This window comes from Corynebacterium sp. ZY180755 (assembly GCF_054331495.1).
Genome location: NZ_CM135811.1, coordinates 1,623,845 through 1,641,957 on the forward strand (window position 1 = coordinate 1,623,845; position 18,113 = coordinate 1,641,957).

General features: G+C 52.7%; 15 protein-coding genes. 4 read left to right on the plus strand and 11 right to left on the minus strand.

All coding sequences use genetic code 11. The annotated features are described in order from the left end of the window. Positions 1–44: 44 nt before the first annotated feature. From ACXM2N_RS07480 to lepB, 3 genes are all read right to left on the minus strand, one after another. Positions 45–350, minus strand: coding sequence for a DUF2469 domain-containing protein (locus ACXM2N_RS07480; protein ID WP_458487399.1), 306 nt, complete (start codon positions 348–350; stop codon positions 45–47). A gap of 30 nt (positions 351–380) precedes the next feature. Next, positions 381–1,037, minus strand: coding sequence for a ribonuclease HII (locus ACXM2N_RS07485; RefSeq protein WP_458487401.1), 657 nt, complete (start codon positions 1,035–1,037; stop codon positions 381–383). Between the two features lie 131 nt (positions 1,038–1,168). Further along, positions 1,169–1,921: a signal peptidase I gene (gene lepB / locus ACXM2N_RS07490; RefSeq protein WP_458491076.1), complete on the minus strand. Its 753-nt coding sequence runs from the start codon at positions 1,919–1,921 to the stop codon at positions 1,169–1,171. 569 nt (positions 1,922–2,490) lie between these two features. On the opposite strand from lepB, the gene ACXM2N_RS07495 reads away from it, so the two are divergent. Further along, positions 2,491–3,873, plus strand: a complete 1,383-nt coding sequence (locus tag ACXM2N_RS07495; protein ID WP_458487403.1) for an IS3 family transposase — start codon at positions 2,491–2,493, stop codon at positions 3,871–3,873. A gap of 216 nt (positions 3,874–4,089) precedes the next feature. Here the strand turns inward: ACXM2N_RS07495 and rplS are convergent, their stop codons facing one another. Both rplS and ACXM2N_RS07505 read right to left on the minus strand, forming a co-directional pair. After that, a complete protein-coding gene (gene rplS / locus ACXM2N_RS07500) occupies positions 4,090–4,431 on the minus strand; it encodes a 50S ribosomal protein L19 (RefSeq protein ID WP_458487405.1) in 342 nt (113 codons plus the stop codon). Between the two features lie 233 nt (positions 4,432–4,664). Continuing rightward, on the minus strand, positions 4,665–5,471 hold the full coding sequence (locus tag ACXM2N_RS07505; RefSeq protein WP_458487407.1) for a YwiC-like family protein: 807 nt from the start codon (positions 5,469–5,471) through the stop codon (positions 4,665–4,667). Between the two features lie 231 nt (positions 5,472–5,702). Here ACXM2N_RS07505 and panB point away from each other — a divergent pair, with 231 nt between their 5' ends. Beyond that, positions 5,703–6,542, plus strand: coding sequence for a 3-methyl-2-oxobutanoate hydroxymethyltransferase (gene panB / locus ACXM2N_RS07510; protein WP_458487409.1), 840 nt, complete (start codon positions 5,703–5,705; stop codon positions 6,540–6,542). Between the two features lie 310 nt (positions 6,543–6,852). Here panB and panC read toward each other — a convergent pair whose 3' ends face one another. Then, entirely contained in the window at positions 6,853–7,749 is an 897-nt protein-coding gene (gene panC, locus ACXM2N_RS07515; protein WP_458487411.1) for a pantoate--beta-alanine ligase, read from the minus strand. Between the two features lie 177 nt (positions 7,750–7,926). On the opposite strand from panC, the gene ACXM2N_RS07520 reads away from it, so the two are divergent. Next, positions 7,927–8,550: a DUF4839 domain-containing protein gene (locus tag ACXM2N_RS07520; RefSeq protein WP_458487413.1), complete on the plus strand. Its 624-nt coding sequence runs from the start codon at positions 7,927–7,929 to the stop codon at positions 8,548–8,550. Between the two features lie 87 nt (positions 8,551–8,637). On the opposite strand, the gene ACXM2N_RS07525 is transcribed toward ACXM2N_RS07520, so the two are convergent. From ACXM2N_RS07525 to rimM, 5 genes are all read right to left on the minus strand, one after another. After that, positions 8,638–10,980 carry a Tex family protein gene (locus ACXM2N_RS07525; protein WP_458487415.1) on the minus strand — a complete coding sequence of 781 codons (2,343 nt, stop codon included), beginning with the start codon at positions 10,978–10,980 and terminating at the stop codon, positions 8,638–8,640. A 251-nt stretch (positions 10,981–11,231) separates the two neighbouring features. After that, positions 11,232–12,305 (minus strand): thermonuclease family protein, encoded by a 1,074-nt coding sequence (locus ACXM2N_RS07530; protein ID WP_458487417.1) that lies wholly within the window; start codon positions 12,303–12,305, stop codon positions 11,232–11,234. Between the two features lie 1,230 nt (positions 12,306–13,535). Then, on the minus strand, positions 13,536–13,901 hold the full coding sequence (locus ACXM2N_RS07535) for a hypothetical protein (RefSeq protein WP_458487419.1): 366 nt from the start codon (positions 13,899–13,901) through the stop codon (positions 13,536–13,538). 46 nt (positions 13,902–13,947) lie between these two features. Continuing rightward, positions 13,948–14,868, minus strand: coding sequence for a tRNA (guanosine(37)-N1)-methyltransferase TrmD (gene trmD, locus ACXM2N_RS07540; RefSeq protein WP_458487421.1), 921 nt, complete (start codon positions 14,866–14,868; stop codon positions 13,948–13,950). Continuing rightward, positions 14,869–15,372: a ribosome maturation factor RimM gene (rimM, locus tag ACXM2N_RS07545; RefSeq protein WP_458487423.1), complete on the minus strand. Its 504-nt coding sequence runs from the start codon at positions 15,370–15,372 to the stop codon at positions 14,869–14,871. Between the two features lie 189 nt (positions 15,373–15,561). Between rimM and ACXM2N_RS07550 the strand changes: the two genes are divergently transcribed. Then, the gene (locus ACXM2N_RS07550; RefSeq protein WP_458487425.1) at positions 15,562–17,937 is read left to right on the plus strand and encodes an acyltransferase family protein; all 2,376 of its coding nucleotides are present in this window, start codon (positions 15,562–15,564) and stop codon (positions 17,935–17,937) included. The last annotated feature ends 176 nt before the right edge of the window (positions 17,938–18,113 follow it).

Consider the following 18,113-nt stretch of genomic DNA (forward strand, 5'->3'; position numbering starts at 1 on the left):
GCTACATCGACAAATCGGGTCAGCGGGTGTGTCTGCGCTGCTTTTTAGTCTGGAACCACAAAGTCAGGTTTGTCCAATTCCTCAATATTTACATCCTTGTACGTAATCACACGCACGTAGCGAACAAACCGTGCCGATCGGTACATGTCCCATACCCAGGCATCCGACATACGAACTTCGTAGTAAACCTCCCCATTTTCCGTATGCGGAATGAGTTCTACAGCGTTAGCGAGGTAGAAGCGGCGTTCGGTCTCCACCACATATGAGAATTGGCTGATAATGTCGCGGTATTCTCGGTAGAGAGAAAGCTCTACCTCGGCCTCGTAGTTTTCGAGTTCTTCAGCACTCATACCGCAACTCTCCTAGAGAATGTTCTTTGTTCAGTCGTTTTTATTCGTCAGCCACTCTTCGTGGGCTTTAAACACGTTGGCATAACTATAGCGATGCTCAGGCGTTCCACCATGTTGGCGCACCGCATCCATGTGAACCTTGGTTCCGTATCCTTTGTGAGACTCTAGACCATAACCTGGAAAAGTCGCCCCTAGTTTCGTCATCAATTGGTCTCGTGACTCTTTTGCCAAAACACTAGCAGCTGCGATACAACGCGACATTCCGTCACCACCGATTACGGGAAGCATTGAAGCAGGAATACCATCCACGCGCATTGCATCCGTGAGTACGTACGCTGGCTCAACGTCTAACTGGGCTACTACTCTTCTCATCCCAGAAATGTTCGCGTGCTGAATCCCCAGGTGATCAATTTCCTGTGCGCTAATGTGAAGGATGCTCCAAGCGAGAGCTTTGTCTTTAATAATTGGAAACAGCTCTGCTCGGCGAGCAGGAGTCAACTTCTTGGAATCTGTGAGAGCATTCAGCTCATTGATCGGGTTAGGCGGCAGTATGCACGCAGCAATGGTTATAGGGCCAGCACATGCCCCTCGGCCTGCTTCATCAACTCCGGCAACAGGGCCAAGCCCACGTTTTTCCAAATACACTTCATAAGTACGAAGCTGCTTTAGCTTCCTTATTCCGCCCATTACATGCCTTACGCAATCACTGGTGCATTTATACCTTCGAACCTGCGAACGGGCCGTTCCCGTGTGGAATAGGAACGACCCGCAAAAGTGCGACTCGAAAGCACTTACAAATAGTTTGTCACAACTGGTTTCTAAACGCCTAGATCCTTGTGTTCTACCCCACCAAAGCGATTAATCGGGAAAAAGATTGCGAGGACCTTGCCTTGAATGTTCTCTCGAGGAATAGCGCCCTGGAATTCATCGGAGATGTGGTAACGGGAGTCCGCTGAGTTGGTGCGGTTGTCGCCCATCATGAAATAGCTATCTTCTGGGACAGTAACTGGCCCGAAGTAAAAGCCACCACAAGCATCTGATCCCGTATTTGGATCAACAGGGTATGCCGGTGGATTCAAAGTAAAGGAGGAATCGATTTGCTTACCGTCAACCATGATTCCCGGATCACCCTCAAGGCACTGGATCGTCTGCCCTCCCTTAGCAACAATGCGCTTGACAAGGTTGTTCTCGTCGGGAGCGACGATACCCACCATCGAACCAACGTTCTGAAGGCCTCGGATCATGGCGTTGTCAGATCGCTGAGATACGAATCCGGCATTCCAGGAGTCAGTTCCCTTAAACACTACGACGTCACCTGGCTGTGGATCCTCGAAGTAGTAGCTGACCTTTTGAACGAAGATGCGGTCTCCTGTGCAACCCTCACATCCATGAAGCGTTGGTTCCATGGACTGGCTTGGGATCATGTAAATACGACCGATAAAGGTATGCAGGAGCATCATCAGAATCAACGTGATAACGATGACAACGGGGATTTCCACGTACCACGGTGCGGATTTCTTTTCTGCACCCTCTGCGTTTGCACGCAAAACTTGAGAGTCGGTTGGTGGAATAGCGCCGTTACGATTCGTTGATTCATTCACGAGAGAAAATCGTACCAGTTACAGTGGATTTTTCCTCGACGTTGCAGCTCACTAACGGAGAGTTCCCTCGGACCTACGAAAAAGTCCATATTCACGCCTCATTCTTATTGGGTCTCAAAGGTGTGTATGTGGGTTTATAGGTCATAAATTGTGTACAGGATCTAGATAACCACCCCCGTGGTCTAGGTCCTGTTTGTTTTATCTTTGACTTCCGTATAGCAGGGATATCTCCGTGACTATGTCATCTCCCTTGCAACGCCATCGTTGACGCCTGGCACCTGGGACGTATCCGTTTTTGACCATCACACCGTCACACATGCCGCAGCGGGGTCGTTTTGAATGTCTTGACATCCCATTAGCGAACCAAACCCCGTCCCAGAAACTGGAACGGGGGTAGAAAAATACCGATCAGAAATCCCAACCGAAATTCAAAACAGCACAAAACAAAAGGTCAAACCATAAAAACAAGGACCTCTGTACACAATTTATGACCTATAAACCTGTAGGGGATGCGGACGAAATCCTGGAGGATTTTCCGCATGACTAATATTCGATACACGGATGCCCAACGACTTAAGGCATTAGAAGTATTCGACAGAACTCAATCTGTTACAAAGACTGTCCGGGAGTTGGGCTACCCAGGCCGTTGGACGCTCCATCGCTGGATTAGGGAACGTTCTGAACCCCCAGCAGCCCCTATTCGGCGTACAAGTTTGAAACGCTACCCATTTGCGACAAAGCTTAAAGCTGTCGAGCTCTTTGTCTCCGGCATGTCTCCTGATGCCGTTGCAGCCGAGTTGTCGCTGAACTCGAAAATGAGCGTCTATGCTTGGGCTCAACGATTCCGCGAAGAAGGAAAGTGGGGGTTGATGAGTGCAACTGAACGCAAACAGTCAGCAGGTATCGTAACTCACAAAGCCTTTGAAAAGTCACTTCCAGACGATGCGACGGAACTTAAGAAGCTGGCAGCGCGCCTATCGGTAGAAAAGGCTGTGTTAGAGAAAGAGCTGGAAGAAATAAAAAAAGACGACAGCATCGACCCGACCAACCTCAGTAACAGGTTTAAAGCCATTGTGGTCGATGCGTTACGGTCTACGTTCCCAATTTCACTGCTGCTCGATATCGTCGGACTATCCTCATCTAGCTTCTACTACCAGCTCAAAGTGCTCAAGACCCCTTCAAAATATGCGGAGCTGACCGAAAAAATTACCGAAATCGTAGAAGATTCCGGATTCAGTTACGGATATCGTCGCGTATGGATTCAGCTGAAAAACTTAGGCATTAAGGTCAGTGAGAAAGTTGTACGTCGAATCATTTCTGCCGAAGGGTTAACGGTGCGCTACGTTAAGAAAAAGCGTGGTTATTCGTCATATCGCGGTGAGATTTCAGATGCACCGCCGAACTTGGTTAAACGGAATTTTCATGCTGATAAGCCTGGGTTACTGTGGTTGACAGATATTTCAGAATTCCCTGCTGATGACGGAAAAATATACTTTTCAGCGTTGGTGGATTGTTTCGACGGAAAGATTGTAGGAGCAACGACGAGCCACCATCCCAATCAGAAACTTGTTGACGATTGCCTAGCTCAGGCGATTGAAAGTGATGGCCCTGCAGACCCAACAAAATTAGTGATTCATTCCGATCGGGGTTGCCATTACCGAGGTAACAGTTGGATCCAAGCCTCCCGGGACATCGGCTTTGTTCGTTCGATGTCGAAGAAAGGATGTTCACCGGACAATTCGGCGTGCGAGGGATTGTTCGGTCGAATGAAGAATGAGATGTTTTACGGGCGTAAATGGCGCCATCGCGACGAGTTAGAGCACGCAATTCATGACTATGTTGACTTCTATAACGAACGAAGAATCAAACTTGAATACGGCGGATTAAGCATCAATCAACGCCGACGCAATTTACTACTCTAAATGTTCCTAAAAAATGTCCGCATCCCCGTATGTGTGTTAAAGGTCAATCCACCAGCCCCACCCGCTAGGGTGGCTCCCCCACCGAGCAACCTGAGCCGGATGCCGTCGCGAAGGTGTCGGCGAGAAAATTTTGGCATTAAAAAAGTCCTACGGAGTACATTCCGTAGGACCTTGAGAACCTTTTACAGGCAGCTACTTAATCTGAGAGAAGCGGTATTAGCGCTTTTCCTTGATCTTCGCAGCCTTACCGCGCAGGTCGCGCAGGTAGTACAGCTTCGCACGACGAACGTCACCGCGGGTAACGACCTCGATCTTCTCAATGTTTGGAGTGTGAACTGGGAAGGTACGCTCAACACCGATACCGAAAGAAACCTTACGGACGGTGAAGGTCTCAGAAATACCTGCACCCTGGCGACGGATAACAACGCCCTTGAACAGCTGGGTACGGGTCTTGTTACCTTCAATAACCTTTACGTGAACGTCAAGGGTATCGCCGGCACGGAAATCTGGGATGTCGTCACGCAGGGAAGCTGCGTTAACCTTATCGAGAATGTTCATTAAAACAATCCTTCTATTTTCTAGGAAAGAGGACCCTAGCGGCATTTCCCCTTTTCAAAGGGCGCTCTGCTGGTTCGTATCCACTACACATGAACGCGACCATCTACTGCGATTCCCACTGTGGAGTTTCCTTTGTAGACAGACAACCAGAACATTATTTCATGATCAACCGGTTTTGACAAACCAAACAGGCATTTTAACCGCCGATCTCTGCCCCCTGAATATCTCACCGTTCACCACGGCAGTGTGACAACTATCAGCAGCGTGAACACAACCTCTAGTCCGCCCACTTGGGCAGGCTTCCACGGTTTACCAGTCTTGTTCGCATAAGCAGGCATAAACCAAGCACGCGCTGTCGCGAGCACCCAGACTATAACGTGAGGCCAAGTTGTGAAACTTTGAGCAGCGAGCCATGCCATAAACACAGTGACTATGGCGTGGTAACTAACGCTGGCGATGATCCAGTTCTGCTTACCACGCTCACGGATGAGAGTCTTCACCAACGGGACGGTGCCAATGAAATAGGCGCCTATCAATGCGGTAAATAGCCATGCTTTATTACTTACCGCTCCCGATTCGAAGAAGGGGTGAACGGTGCCAAGGTTGTCTGCCACCGCAAGGATAAGCACCGCCGTCAAAATGGCTACCACACGGGAGATAAGCTCGCGTTCCCTCTTAGCCCAAGCCCGTTCAAAACTTACGAGGACCAACGGGACGAATGGGATAGCCCACCACAAAAGATGAGGTTTCACAATCGCAAGAATCACACTGAATACTGTCACCAGCACTGCATACGTGACGGTAGCTGGTCGATAACGCTTTTTGAGGCGGAACTTCAAATACTTCTCCACTACTGCGAAGAAAAAGAATCCAGCAGTCCACGCGACAACGAGTAGCGCGTGCGCGGGTTCAAGGCGGTTGCCCTGTGACGCGACTACAAGACCTACTGCAAGGGGGACAAACCCCATTGGCCACGAACCGTGCTGATCCGTGACCCAACCGTCGCGCACGAGTGAAGATTTTTTACCGCGTCTCGCCATACTGCGATTCTAACCGTGTATCAAACTAAAGTTGTAGTTTCATCGATCGATTCCCCACCGCACTGTGACGTGCAGAATTGCTCAGACTTAATTTTTAATCTCTTAGCAAAACCTCACACTTTGTCACGATAGTGCCCTAAGATATCTCCACATTGATCAAATTGTCTTAAAGTTCGGGACTGAGCATATTCCCGTGTTTTCTGTTGTTAGTTTCAAAAGGTTTAGTTTCCCATGGCTTCTTCTGAATCAACTGTTGGTTATCTTGTTCCTTCTAAGCAGATCCGTGTTGCTGACCTGCAAGCGCTTAAAGGTGATCGTCCTTGGACCATGCTGACCGCTTACGACTTCCCTACTGCACAGGCGTTTTCCTCCACTGGTGTTGAATGCCTACTAGTTGGCGACTCCGCTGCGAACGTGATGCTTGGATATGAGTCCACTACGTCCATCAGCATCGATGAAATCAGCATGCTCGGCGCAGCAGTTGTTCGCGGTGCCGGTAACGCACTGGTGGTGATTGATATGCCGTTTGGCACTTACGAAGCCTCTGATGAGCAGGCAGTCCGCACTGCGTGCGAGCTGATCCAGCGCACCGGAGCTCATGTAGTCAAGCTTGAGGGTGGTGTGCGCATGGCATCACGTATCCGTGCGCTTAAAAACGCCGGTTTAGCTGTATGCGCGCACGTTGGTTTCACCCCTCAATCTGTCAATAGCCTCGGTGGCTTCAAGGTACAGGGCCGTGGCGAGGGGGCTGATGCGTTGCGCGCCGACGTCGACGCCGTAGTCGAAGCTGGCGCTGACATGGTCGTATTTGAAATGGTGCCAGCGGACCTCGCTGCTGCTATTACCAAATCCTGCCCAGTCCCCACCATCGGCATTGGTGCGGGAAACCAGTGCGATGCGCAGGTACTTGTGTGGCATGACATGCTGCAAATGTTCCCCGGCGCGCGCGTGCCAAAGTTCGTCCGAGCATTTGGCGATGCCGGCTCCGAACTACGTACTGCGGCAGCTGAGTACAAGAGGGCTGTTGTGGAACGGGAGTTTCCTGGGGACGAGCACACGTTTGCTGGGTAGCTCAGTTACAAGGTTCTAGGTATTTACAGCACCGATCCCTGTCCCCTAATTCTCGCTTCGTACACCGCATCCTCTCTCAGGTAAAACTGTGATGGTGCGGTTTTCTGTTTGAAATCATGCGCCAGCTCGCAGGCAACTCGCGTTCCAAAACCTGAGGCGCTTCCTATTCACCACGGTCAGCGCCCTAACAACCACCTAACCACGTTGGAAGCTGCCTATCCTTCACACATGAGCCCCGCTCACTACCCCAGTCCGAAACTGGTTCCGTGTCTATTCATAGGGTGCTCCTACGTTGTAAGTGGCTGATCTGTTAGTTGAGAGTTACTGCCACGTTGTCGATGAGCCGTGTTGTGCCTACGCGCGCTGCGACCAGCAGGCGGTTGGCGCCTGGGGCGGGGTCGGAAAGCTCGGAGGACTTTAATGCAAGATAGTCCACCTTGATCTCGGGATGTTCTGCTAAGACCATTTCCGCGGTGGCCAACACATCGGCCTGGGTGGTGTGCTTGGCTGCCTCGTTGAGGGCGCGGCTAAGTGTGGTGGCTAGTGCGGCCTGCTCTGCGGAGAGGTATTGGTTGCGGGAAGACTTCGCTAGACCGGACTCCTCTCGTACGATCGGCGCACCGATGATGTCAATGTCCATGTTGAGATCGCGCACCATCTGCTTGATTAACAGCAGTTGCTGGTAGTCCTTCTCACCAAACACCGCATGGGTGCAGGTGGAGATTTGGAATAGTTTGTTTACCACGGTGAGCACACCAGCGAAGTGGGTTGGACGGGACTCACCTTCTAGGATCGTACCTGTCTCGCCTGGATGGATCATTGTCCGTGGACCCGCAGGATACATCTCGCGTGGGCTTGGCGCGAAGACTAGCTGTGCGGTGGTGTCGCTGAGCTTTTCTACGTCTTTATCCAGAGTGCGCGGGTAGGCATCGAGGTCTTCACCTTCTGCAAACTGCAGCGGATTTACAAAGATGCTGACAACAACAATGGCATCCTCGGCAACGTCCTGAGCCTTCTCCACCAAGCTGATATGGCCTGCATGCAGCGCGCCCATGGTTGGCACGAGCACCACTGGCGCCATCGGGTTTTGCGCCAACCTCTTTGCCAATTCCTCGCGGTACTGCGCAATGGTGGTGGTTACAAGCGGCGCATGCTGAGCTGATTCTGCGTGTGTATCGGTTGCTGCTGTCTGGATGCTTTCGGTCATGGAGGTGATTGTAAACCTCCCGCACTTAGTTGCGAAGTTGTTTTTCCCTCTAAGTTGTTTGTTCCTTCCGTCTCACGATCCGTAGCTGCCAGTTAGCAGGGTGATGCAGAGCAAAATAGGATCTTAGGGAATGCGAGGGTATTGGTATCTAGGTGCTTTGGGCTTAAGATTGCCAGCATGATCAAACGCACTCTGTTGTACTTCACACTCGCTACCACCACCGCACTTACCGTAGCGGCTTGCGGATCAGAGACCGCCGAGGAAGCCAGCACTCTTACTTCTTCGGTAGTAACGGAGGCAACCACTGTCGACACCTCCAACACTGCCCCTGCTACATCCGTTTCTTCTGCAGCTCCTTCGACAGAGGCAACCGCTTCCGCTGCCCCATCATCCGATGCGGCTGAGCCTGCAATCCCTGCTGACGTGATCACCATAGACACTGACCCAGAGTTCGCAGCCTTAGTAAACACAAATGACAATTGTTCTCAGACACTCATCGATTACGCCGCCGCCAATGCTGGTAAAACCATTCAGTTTGATGGTTACGTGGCTAACGTCGCCCCATCCGATAACGGTGGCCAGCGCATCTTGGTAAACCCTGGCGTTTTCGATCCAGCTGCCACTCCGATGGGGCCAAGCTTCCAGTATGTCGTTCCTTCCGCTGCCGACATGATCATCACCTCAGGCGACGCCTCTGAAATCACCATTGGCCACGGCGGAACATTCACAGCAAAACTAGGCCAGTTCGATTCCGAGTCCTGCCTGCTCTCGCTGGAACCGGTGTCTACCGTTCTGAACTAGGATCCATAAAGCACAGCTTTATATGGCTCCACGCCACCTAATTGAAAGTGGGTGGCGTGGAGCTAACCTTTATTCTCTATCGAGTTCCTAACGACCGAAGCCGGCTTTCTTAAGTGCATCGGCGAGTGAGCCTCCGCTGGCGTTAGCACGCTGGTTGCTGCGATTGCCGCGGTTGTTGCGCTGCCTTTGATTGTCGCGGCGCTGTGGCTTGTTCGGATGACCAGGTTCGTCCGTCAAACGCATGGATAGACCGATGCGCTGACGGTGGACGTCTACTTCCATGACCTTCACCTTGACCACCTGACCGGAACGGACAACCTCGTGGGGGTCGGTGACAAACTTGTCGCTCAGCGCAGAAACGTGCACGAGGCCGTCTTGGTGGACTCCCACGTCAACAAAAGCGCCAAATGCGGCGACGTTGGTGACGGTGCCTTCCAAGATCATGCCTTCCTTCAAGTCAGAGATCTTCTCCACACCCTCCTTGAAGGTGGCGGTCTTGAACTCTGGTCGCGGATCACGGCCAGGCTTATCCAGCTCTGCAAGGATGTCCGTAACGGTTGGGACGCCAAATTTCTCATCGGCGAAATCCGCTGGGTTGAGCTTGGCTATCACGGGCGTATTACCGATCAGGTCCTTGGTGCTCAGCCCTGTCTTTGCTGCGATCTTCTTTACCACCGAATACGCCTCAGGGTGTACGGCCGAGCCATCCAGCGGATCCACACCACCATTGATACGCAGGAAGCCGGCGCACTGCTCAAATGCCTTAGGGCCAAGGCGAGGTACCTTGCTCAGATCCTTACGGGAAGCGAAGCTACCGTTCTCATCGCGGTAGGCCACGATGTTGTGCGCGAGAGTGTCATTAATGCCCGCCACACGATTCAGTAGTGGCACGGACGCGGTGTTGAGATCCACGCCCACTGCGTTTACTGCGTCCTCCACCACGGCGTCCAGCGTCTTTGCGAGGTTAGTTTGATTCACATCGTGCTGGTACTGCCCCACACCAATCGCTTTCGGATCAATCTTGACCAGCTCAGCAAGTGGATCCTGCAGACGGCGTGCAATGGAAACTGCGCCTCGCAGGGACACATCCATGTCTGGGAATTCTTGGCTGGCGTACGCAGACGCGGAATATACCGACGCGCCGGACTCAGAAACCACCACTGGCGTTGGGCGCTTGCCGCCAGCCTGCTTAATCAGGTCTGCAACTTCGTTTGCAAGCTTCTCCGTCTCACGAGACGCAGTACCATTGCCGATAGCCAGCAGATCAACGCCGTAGGTTGCAACCGCTGTAGCCAGCTTCTCCTTGGCCTGAGACCACTGGTTCTGTGGCTGGTGTGGGTAGACGATGAGGGTGTCGAGGACCTTGCCCGTTTCATCTACTACCGCACACTTGACACCGTTGCGGTAGCCCGGGTCTAGTCCCAAGGTGGCGCGCTGGCCAGCAGGCGCGGCAAGCAGGACGTCTTTCAAGTTCTTAGCAAAGACCTGCAGCGCACCTTCCTCAGCAAACTCCTTCAGGCGAGTGCGGGTGTCTAGGCTCGCAGAGATGTACAGCTTGGTGCGCCAGCCCCAGCGGATTGCTTGCTGTACCCAATCTGACTCCGTCTGAATACGTGTGTTGTTTTCCTCGGCGTGGTCTTGGATGGTGCGGGCGATCATGCCCTTGTAGATTTCTTCATCGCCAGCATCCAAGTTGAGGTGCAGGACACCCTCCGCCTCGCCGCGCAGCAGTGCCAGAATCCGGTGTGATGGGAGATTCTGGAAAGGCTCAGCAAACTCGAAATAGTCCTTGTACTTCGCGCCCTCCTGCTCCTTGCCTTCCACCACGGTAGCCTGCATGGTGCCCTCTTTGAACATCTGGTCGCGAGTATCCTGTTTCAGGTTTGCGTCAAGACTGAACTGGTCAATGAGGATGGCGCGGGCGCCATCCAGCGCCTTCTTGGCGTCCTCGAAGCCCTCGGTGAGGAAGTCTGCGGCTGCGGTTTCTGGATCCTTGGTGGCGTCGGCAAGCAACGTATCGAGCAGTGGCTCGAGGCCCGCCTCGCGGGCGATATCTGCTTTAGTCTTGCGGCGCTTTTTGAACGGCAAGTACAGGTCCTCTAGGCGGGCCTTGGTTTCGGTGCCAAGGATCATGGCCTTGAGGTCGTCGGTAAGCTTGCCCTGCTCCTGGATTGCCTCAATCACCGTGAGCTTTCGCTCCTCCAGCTCCTTGAGGTAGTTGGAGCGCTCCTCAATCGCGCGCAGCTGCGCGTCATCCAGACCACCCGTGACCTCCTTGCGGTAACGGGCGATGAATGGGACAGTATTGCCCTCTGCCAGCAACTTCAGCGCCGCCTCAACCTGGCTGGCTTTCACCGGCGACTGAGCGGAATTGGTTAAATCGTGGCTTAATTCTTCAGCGATCTTCTGGGCAATACGTGGTGAAGTCATTTAAGCGATTGTAGTTGAATCTACGTAGCTTGCTAGATGAGCGACATACATTCAAGATGATGCCTATTCCACGCTGATTGTCATCAGGAACAACAGGACAGTAAGAGCGAAACGAATGGCTAACACTATCCGCTAATTCAAGAGATGGTTACTTGCTGCTAAAACTCTGTAGAAAAAGTATCTGCATAGATCAGCTTGAACCGAACCAACGTTTAAGCTTGATGAAAAAGGTGCGGCTTCCCCAAACTAGGCTATCCGATCTGGACCTTCGTGTTGCAGTCAATCTTGGCGTAAGCTCGGCCCTTGTCGTCTATGCTGGTCAAAGCATAGTTGCCACCATAAGCACGACATCCAGTGTAGGAGTCAACTGCGGGAGCAGCTGGCGCTGGTGCTAACTCCGCAACAGGATTCGGATCCGGTACAGGAACAGCTGGCGCTGGATTAGGGGATGGCGCTGGTACGGCTTGGCCATTCTCAGGTCTCAATCTCTCCAACTCGGCGACGCGCTCAACGAACTCGTTTTGTTCTTTCTCGATTCTCTGGCGCTCCGCTTCGCGTTCTGATTCTTCTTTTTTGCGCTCTTGTTCTTCCCTTTCGGTTTGCCGGATTTTCTTCTTGGCAGCGTCTAGTTTTTCTTGTAGTTTACCGATTTCTTGAGTAATAACGTCAGGGTAAACTGCACGGTGGAATTCACTGCGGTTGTTCTTTGCAGTTTTGAGCGCTTGAATAGCCGCTGCGATGACATCGAAGTAAGCGTTTGCTTTTCCGATATTGCTGGGATCATTTAGGTCAAGACCCTCGAGGGCGAGTATGGCTTCGTTGGCTGCTTGCCACTTTGAAGCAGCTTGCTGATCAGGAATTAGACACTCATCTGGAACCCCAAAGATTCCATTGCGCTGTCCCTGTTGAATTGCTTCGACGGACTTTATTTCGTAATAGTATTTAGTGTTCTTTCCAACTTTCATTGCAGTGGCGAAACCAGCTGCAACTACGTCTTTATTGATGAACGAATCATCTACGAAGATGGCTGCGAGGTCACGTCCGTATTTATCGGTTCTATCCTCGTCGTATTCAAGGGTGATCTCGGTACCAATAGGCAGTCGGCTGGCAAGGTAATCTTTCGCTTCTTGGGCGAGGCATTCTTTACCCATCTCAGGGGTATCAATGTTTAGGAGGCGGATTCTTTTATTGGTTCCGTCGACATTAGCTTCGATGGTGTCACCATCGACAATTTTGGTGACGGTGGCATCAGGACCTCCGTTAGCAACGTTATAGGTAACCCCACCACCTATAGCAAGGGTGGTGAGTACGGCGAGGGATTTCATAACTGTAGGCACCAGATGATCTTATCGTCTGCATAACCCACAGCTAGTCAAAATGGAGAAAATACGATTCACGGGACATAAAAGGCATGCCTGATTTCGTGGCTTTCCTCCTTCTGTTTTCATCTCGATCAGAGTTCAGGACACACTGGGCTGGCTGTATTTGTCGTTCTGGTTTGCAAAGCCATGCATCCGTTGTTATCAACGAGGTGACTCTTCTTCGTCCTACTCGCTGGATATCAAAGACTTCACCAATACACTCACCGGAATGAAGCGGATCATAAAGAAACGATATTGTGTGCTAGTCGACCTAAATTTTGCTCGTTGCCCTTAGAAGCTCCACAACCTCAGGCAAGCATTTACAATGTTTTCCAAGCACAGGACCTAGGTCATCACTGCCTCGGACAGATATTGTTTTTGAGCGACAAGTCCACCGACGATGCCGCCAGTAGAATTTCACCAACATACGGCTGTCAAACAGGTAGTAATCAGCTCTTGCACGAGTCTGAACAATGAAAGGTCTGCCATAGCGTCTTCGCCTATGGCAACGTTAGATTTTCATATAGCCTCACTTCATTGATCACAGACGAACTGCTCAGCGGAATTGTGATTGACTGAACCGGCAGCAGTTTTTCTTATCTAATCTAGTTGTGGAAAAACTAGACACCACAGGGCCCATCGTCGGGACCGATCAGATAGAAATTGCATCTTCTGCGTCACCAGTTAAACATCCTTTGGGTGGCTCCGTCCCTTATGCCTGAATCTCCAAGGAAAAACGTACCTTTTTAAGTTTGAAATGCGCAGATCTTTGCCAAACGTGGTTTTATAGACGTCTGCATATGAATGCAGCGTCGATTTTCGAAACTTGGATGTGGCAAAAGGTGCAACGCGACGGGCTACGATAGTTCACACCTAATTTTCTTGATTTGAACAAATCGGTAGCTGCTGAGCGCCTGTTCTGAATGCAAGCTGTTATACAAACCGGAGAGACGCCAGGCGCAGTTGCCGAAGCTGAACATGCAGTGCTGAGCTTAGAGAATTGGCGGCTGACGAAATAGGCCAGAAATGCCCGCTTTTGGTGAAAGCGTGGAAACACTTAAGCGCGATGGACACTTCCTAATTTTTCCACCAGTTCAGTATCGTCTGATCCCACAGTCGACACAGAGGAAAACAGTTTGACTAGCCTCTGGGAAACCTGAGTATTCAGGCCAGTCGCTTTTTGTAAGGAGATGTTTAAGGCCGCCATGCACACGCAGGCGCACCACCAAGTTCCACGGTCCCGTCGAAGGTGGTGCCGTAGTAGAGAGCTTCCTGAGGAAGTAGGGCCACCACCGCTTTGGTGGCATCCTTGGCGTCTAAGTCGGTTTCACCATTGATCACAACGCGGTGAAGGTCTTCCGTAATCGGCGGACGGCCGTTGATCTGTTCGTACTGAGTCATCAGCATGTTGTCAGGCTCGCAGGCCATGCTGATCAACTGCACCTCAACGCTTGATGGGAAGTATCCCGACTCCCGTAAATTCTCGCCAAGTCTTTGGGCGATCTCTGGTGCCTCCTTCTCATTGATGAGGACGTTGAGGTCTGTGGTGACTGCGCGCATTGCTTGCTCCCGTTTTGATTGGTGCACTAGGTTGCTCGTAGGAAGTCTACGCCTGCTCAGCGTTTTCGTCTTGAGAGAGCTCCTCTACAAAGCGCCTGTCATGCTTGTCCAACTCGGCGCCCTCAAGAAGCTCGGGGCGGACCTGCAGGGTGCGCTTTAGCGCTTGGTCGCGGCGCCAGCGGTCGACCTTGGCGTGATTGCCGGAGAACAATACATCGGGCACTTCCAGACCACGCCATTCGCGTGGCTTGGTGTAACATGGCCCCTCCAAGAGGCCGTCGGAGAAGGAATCTTCTTCGTGGGATTTCCGGTTTCCCAGAACGCCCGGGATGAGACGGACAATGGCTTCAGCGATAACCAGTACCGCTACTTCACCGCCGATTAGAACGTAATCACCGATGGAGACTTCGCGCACGCGGTAGCGGTTCTTCGCATCCTCCACCACGCGCTGGTCAATGCCTTCATACCTGCCGCAGGCGAAGGCAATATGGGATTCATTGCTCCATGCCTGTGCATCAGACTGTGTGAAAGGCTTGCCTGCCGGCGTTGGCACGATCAACAGCGGAAGGCTCGCGTCCTCATCAGGATGAGCGTCGCGAGCGTCGTACGCTTGTTGCTCCACTTCATTGAGCTCATCGTGACGCAGCTTATTTGCGTGCGGAACCGAGGAATCAAGGTTACGGGCTTGAGCAACGGGGCCAGATTGATGTGCGACGTCATCAAGAGCCGGTCCCCAGACCTCCGGCTTCATCACCATACCAGGGCCACCACCGAAGGGTTTGTCATCCACGGCCTGGTGAACATCATGGGTCCACTGACGCAGATCGTGCACGCCCACGGCGAGAATATTCTTTTCTATGGCTTTCCCCAAAAGAGAGTGCCTCAACGGCTCTAAGTACTCCGGAAAGATGGTTACTACGTCAAGACGTAGTTTTGGGTTTTGCGCGTCGTTTGGGTTGTGCTCCATTTACAGATCCAGCAGCCCTTCAGGTGGAGTGATGGTGGCAGTACCAGCGTCCAAATCTACTTCAGGGACGATGGCGTGTACGAATGGGATCAGTGCCTCTTTCTTATCGTTCAAGAGAACTTCAAGAATCTCACCGGCTGGGCCGTGCATGACACCGGTGACCACACCGACTGCCTCGCCGTTGTGAATGATCTTCAAGCCCTCTAGCTCATGGTCATAGAAGCCTTCTTCGCCCTCATCATTTTCCAACGGTGCCGCCCAGAACTTAGTGCCGCGTAAGGAATCCGCCTGTGTCCGGTCAGGGATTTCCTCAAACTTGATCAGCATGCGCCCCTGGTGCATTCGGGTGGATTTGATCGTGAGTTCGTGCTCTTTCTTGCCCTGCTTACCGTGAAGAACCTCACCAAGGGCAAAACGGATCTCCGGCTCATCAGTTGTCAGCTCAACCACTACTTCGCCACGGATTCCGTGGGATTTCACCACACGACCAATCATTAATTCCATGGATTAGAGCATATCGGAATCTGTGCCACATTCTTCAACCGTGACTTTCTGCGCTCTTCCGGGCTCATCGTGTCTTAAGATTCGTCGATAATACTTACGGTACGATCAACACTCGACGAATAGTGGTCTACTGCCTTATTCGAGTAGTCCCGCCCTACTACCCCACCGCTTTCCGATTTGCGTACTGCCATGACTTCTGACACTTCCCACGCAACAACAATCCCACGCACGAGCTACCGCCACGATGTGGATGGACTGCGCGGCATTGCGATCGCACTCGTAGTCATCTTCCACATTTTCGTGGGCCGCGTATCCGGTGGCGTAGACGTATTCCTCCTACTCTCTGGGTACTTCTTTCTTGGTTCACAGCTACGCTACGCGGGGCGTGACAACGCCTCGCTTAACCCCTTATGGCCTGTCTGGCGCACCATCCGGCGCTTAGCGCCGGCACTCCTTGTTACGTTGGGTGCCACCGCTGCCCTGGTGAAGTTTCTTGTGCCCACATTGGAGACGTCGGAGCTGTATAAGCAGTTCACTGCGAGCGTCTTCTACTACCAGAACTGGGAGCTGTCTAGGCAGGATCTGGACTACGCCGCAGCATCCTCGGAAACATCTCCCCTTCAGCACCTATGGTCCATGGCCGTGCAGGGACAGTTTTATGTGTCTGGCATCGTGTTTGCCCTGCTTCTAGGCGGAATCTGGCGGTGGATTCGCAGCAAGCGGAAGGACAAGATGGATGTTGAGCCCGAGCTTAAACTGAATCTAGACGGCCAGCGTTTCATGTACCGGGTAGCCGGCCCCTTGCTGATTGCCGTGACTGTAGCCTCTTTTGCCTATGCTGCGCGGTTTGGGCTTGTGGGTACGCCGTCGAATTACTACTCCACTTTCTCCCGCGCATGGGAGCTCACTCTTGGCGGGGTACTAGCTATCTACTTCACTCGCCTTAACGTTGGTCGCGTAGTAGGTCTGCTCCTCGTACTTGCTGGTTTGGTCGCAATTTTTGCAACAGGGTTCGTCATCACCGAAACCGCTGCGTTCCCTGGCCCGCTAACACTGCTGCCACTCGGTGGCGCTGCGTTAGTGATCATCGGCGGTGCGTCTGACAATCCACTCTCCCGCCTCTTATCACGTGGCGTTATCCGCTGGCTAGGCACTATCGCTTACTCGCTGTACCTGTGGCACTGGCCGTTACTGATCGTGGCCACAGTGTACTTTGACCAACCAACCCCCTCATTTGGGCTGGGCGTGGCCATCGTAGTGGTCTCGCTCCTTTTGGCGCACGTCACCAACATCTTGGTGGAAAAACCGTTGGCCCAAAAACGCGCCCGCCCCGTGCGTGGCGATCGCGCCTTCCTGTCCGCCACAAAAAACACATTCAAGCACGGTGCACCAAAGGTTCGCGGAATCGCTATGGTTGCACTCTTATTCTTGGCGGGAACCCTCCTTTCCCTCGGGCCACGCTATGAGGACGACCTTGCGGCGGAAATTGCCGCCGCCGAGGACGCCGCCCGCGATCCTGCCACGAACAACCCCGAAATGTATCCTGGCGCGGGCGCCCTTCTAGGGGCCGAGGTTCCAACCGGCATAGCACCGATCCCCGATCCTAATCTGGTGGGCAAGATTGCTGCCGTCACATCCGCGGACCACTGCTTTATCCACAACAAACTTCCGGCAGATCACTTCACTGAGTTCACCAAGGACGGTAAACCGTGTGTGTATGGTGACAAAGACTCGGACTTCCTTGTGCTTCTAGCCGGCGGTTCACACGCCGAACAATGGGCTGACGTGCTGGACATATTGGGCAAAAAGCACGGCTTCCGCTTGGAACTGGTGGCACGTATGGGCTGCCCGCTGGTCATTGGTGACTACTCCCGCGTCTCTGAAGACTGTGCAACGTGGAGCCAGCTTGCCGTGCAACGCATCGCGAACATGGATCCGGATCTCGTGGTTACCTCCTCTACCCGCCCAGGCGATGCTCAAGGCTTCACACAAGACATGGTCCCGGAGGGCTATGTAGGTTTCTGGAATCAGATGGCTGCTTACGGCATCCCAGTACTTGGGCTGCGTGATAATCCGTGGGGCACCTACCAAGACAAGCCGGAAGATAAGTCTAAGTGTTTAGCTTCCACCGGCGACGTGGAGCGCTGCTCCATGGACCGCGATTCCATCTACGCAGCGGTGCCACCCACCGACATATACGAACAGTGGTTCCCCAACATGACCTTTGTTGATACCGCGGACTGGTTCTGCCCCAATGGCACCTGCCCACCGGTCATTGGCAATGTGGTTGTCTACCGCGATTATCACCACATCTCAGCGGCCTATTCCCGCAGCCTCGAGCCACTCCTGTGGGAACACCTAGCACCACTCGTAGGGAAGAAAGCCCCGGGCACTGCCACCCTCGAACCGTCTACTTCTGCCGTTGCTGAGCCTGGTTTTGAGGTTTCAGACCCTGCTTCCGAGGTTTCTGATTCCATTTTTGGGCCTGAAGGAGAAGAAGGAGAACCTGAAGGAACTGCCCCTCCACTGCCGGCCACCGGTGGACTGCGCGTTTTCCAACCCTAATCCCACGATCTGGAAGATAGAGCACCCAGCTTCGCTATATCGCTTTAACAGTGGATTTAGCTTTCGCTGCTTGGTGTGCTCCCCTTAGTTCTTCTCAGCTGCCTATGAATCTTTCCACTCATCACACGACGTTGCGTGCAGCCGTTAGCCTAAGTTTTTAGTAGTAGAGTGAGCGG